Genomic DNA, 2,651 nt, shown 5'->3' with positions numbered 1-2,651 from the left:
TGATTGATGCTGGCAAAGTATCCACCTTGCGGGCGTTGCGGGCACCAAAATCAAGCACACGGGGCTGATCGCAGCGAACTACGCCGGTCGTTTTGATTCCGGTTACGGGAACGGCGAACCCGATGCGACGGGCGAAGTCGCCGCCGTTCGTGATAGGACAGATCACCGGCAAGTTGGTTGCCTCGTTGAACTCGGCAGGCGACACGACCAAGACGGGACGGCTGCCGCGTTGCTCGCGTCCTTCGGTCGGATCAAGCGAGACTAGGTAAATATCGCCGCGCCTCATACCAACTCATCACCCACTGCGGGCGCATCGACCCATTCGCGCTCTTCTGCCGATTGCGGTTTGGAATAGTCCGAGGCTGCCAGAAGTTCCGCAAGCGTGTAACGCGGCCTGGGTTTGGGATCGACTACCAGGCAGCCATCAGCGACGACCACCCCTACCGTGGCTCCGGCTTGCAGGTGCAGTTGATCAAGGAATGCGGGCGGAACGGCAAGCATAACCGAGCCGCCGACCTTGCGCAGATTGGTTGTGTGCATGATTCACCTCCGTTTGTTAAGTTATATTTAAGTATAACTTTGTTTAATCGGAGCTGCAAGTCTCAGTCTGTCGGAAAACAGGTGTTTGGCGATAGCCCTCACTTACCGTGGGACAACAAGTTTGATGCGGAATATTTTTTAACCATCTAAAAAAAGACGCATTTACTACGATTTACTATCACGACCGCCGTACACGGTTTCGTGGTGTCGCCTCAGCACCACCACTTCACCCAGGCCAGAACGTTCTACGGCCTTTTTAGTGCCCCGCCGGAACGCCAATACTGGCGCGGCTTCCCGGTTTCGTGCGAAGGGCGGCAACTGTCGATACACCCAGAATTTCACCGTTTTCTACCCCCCCTGCGCTCTCCGTTCTCTGTTTCTGCGAAGGGCGACCTTCGCACGACCCCCCCTATCCACGGGGGTTTCCGGCTTCCAGTATGAACGGAAACTTGCTCTTCAGAGGCGACACAGCATGGCAACATCCTGAAATTGCGATGACCATACCTCCCAACAAAATCCGGGTGGAAATGTTGATCATTCCACATTCCATAAAGTAACCCTGCACAACACCAGCATCCATTTTCCGTCCCAAGCGATGCCAGGTTGTAAATGCAGCATTGGAAAGTCCTGTTAGCTGTTCTGCTTCGAGATAATGCTTTGCATCCGCATCTGAAAATGACTGGCTGGGCACCAATACAGATACCGTTCCGCCATCACGACAGACACGGCACATCTCAGCCAGGACAGCGCGGGGAGTGTCCACCACATTGATCAACGATGCCGCCAGAACGACATCGAAGTGTTGATTGGGGAAGGGTAACTGTGCTGCATCAGCCTGCTTAAACTGCACAGGACCTGGCCTCTGTCGCGCTTTTTCCATCATCTGTGCAGATCTATCCACTGCACTAACTTTCATGTGCCGTTCCGCGAGTAATTGAGAGAAATCTCCACTGGCACAGCCAACCTCCAATACCATTGCATTGGATGTGAGTATTGGTGCAACCCATTGCTCAAGCATATTCCTATACCAGGATACCCCGAATAATCGGCTGAATAAGGCCGGGGGCGATTTCATCAGCCACCATAGTTGCAGATAACCAATAATGTTTTTCATGCTTGAGTTGCTCTTGTTCCGGACGACAATGCAGGTCTCCAAAAAGCAAACAGCAAACCAATCCAGAGAGCGTTAAACATCGGGAATGCGGAGAGCGACAGGGGCACCACATCCGTCACGGTGTAGAACGCACCCACGGCAAGGTCGATCAACTGAATGAATGCCATCAAGCGTATCCATAAAATGTGTTTCCCAGGATCCACACTAATGATCCATAGCCCAATTCCATAGGCCAAAAATCGCGAGGAAAGCATGCCGAATGGATAGAGCAAATCAACTGCAGGCAAACTGTGTCCCATTTTCAGAAGTAGCACATTTGGTGCTAATAAGTAGGCCAATCCCAATACGATTTGTATGCTGCCAACGACTCTCAATGCAATGCCGAACATGCGTGTCCTCCTGAATGGAGTTGATAGAAGACGCAATATAATTGCTATACTACACATTGTGAAGTAGTTACCAAAAGGGAAGTCATGCAGACCGAAACTCTTGCTACCGTTCAAACTCCGATATTGGCGGGCGATTGCGGCAATACATGCCCAGTGCAACGAACGGCAAAAATTCTGGATGGTAAATGGACAACCTTGATCGTGCGCGATTTGATCAGTGGAAAAAAACGCTATTCAGAGTTGCAGCGTAGTCTGTCAGGAATTAGCCCGCGTTTATTGGCAGCGCGACTGCGCTTGCTGGAACAGCATGGTATGTTGACACGCACCGTTTATCCGACTGTCCCCCCTACAACAGAATATGAGTTGACTCAATTGGGTTCTGGTTTTCGTGATGTCATACAGGCAATGGCTAAATTCGGAGAGTTAATTTAGCTTATGACCCGTTTTCAGCAACCATCTGCCGTTGTACCTCCCAGTCCAACGGCAGGCTTTTACGCACCAGGAACTCAAGCGACAAAGTGCGGGGTTGCTTCCCCTCAAAAATTGCGTTGGCTGTTCGAGGGTCGATGATCACGAGCCTCAGAATTTCCCTGACCCGCGTTACATCC

General features: G+C 51.5%; 5 protein-coding genes. 1 reads left to right on the top strand and 4 read right to left on the bottom strand.

Annotation, left to right across the window (positions count from 1 at the left end):
- The 4 genes from M6F29_RS11605 to M6F29_RS11590 all read right to left on the bottom strand — a co-directional run.
- The coding region (locus M6F29_RS11605) for a type II toxin-antitoxin system PemK/MazF family toxin (RefSeq protein ID WP_298160056.1) at nucleotides 1-286 on the bottom strand (286 nt) is incomplete at its 3' end.
- Nucleotides 283-540 carry an AbrB/MazE/SpoVT family DNA-binding domain-containing protein gene (locus M6F29_RS11600; RefSeq protein WP_062188497.1) on the bottom strand — a complete coding sequence of 86 codons (258 nt, stop codon included), beginning with the start codon at nucleotides 538-540 and terminating at the stop codon, nucleotides 283-285. The genes M6F29_RS11605 and M6F29_RS11600, both read right to left, overlap by 4 nt.
- Before the next feature lie 409 nt (nucleotides 541-949).
- Nucleotides 950-1,654: a class I SAM-dependent methyltransferase gene (locus tag M6F29_RS11595; protein WP_298160048.1), complete on the bottom strand. Its 705-nt coding sequence runs from the start codon at nucleotides 1,652-1,654 to the stop codon at nucleotides 950-952.
- Nucleotides 1,651-2,043 carry a hypothetical protein gene (locus M6F29_RS11590; RefSeq protein ID WP_298160045.1) on the bottom strand — a complete coding sequence of 131 codons (393 nt, stop codon included), beginning with the start codon at nucleotides 2,041-2,043 and terminating at the stop codon, nucleotides 1,651-1,653. The genes M6F29_RS11595 and M6F29_RS11590 overlap by 4 nt, the downstream gene beginning before the upstream one ends.
- 84 nt (nucleotides 2,044-2,127) lie before the next feature.
- Between M6F29_RS11590 and M6F29_RS11585 the strand changes: the two genes are divergently transcribed.
- Complete coding sequence (locus tag M6F29_RS11585; RefSeq protein ID WP_298160043.1) at nucleotides 2,128-2,475, top strand: winged helix-turn-helix transcriptional regulator; 348 nt, start codon at nucleotides 2,128-2,130, stop codon at nucleotides 2,473-2,475.
- Nucleotides 2,476-2,651 lie beyond the last annotated feature (176 nt).

Source organism: Ferrovum sp. (assembly GCF_027317285.1).
GTDB lineage: Bacteria > Pseudomonadota > Gammaproteobacteria > Burkholderiales > Ferrovaceae > Ferrovum.
Note: the sequence above shows the minus strand (reverse complement) of the source record. Positions and strands in the feature narration are given on the sequence as shown.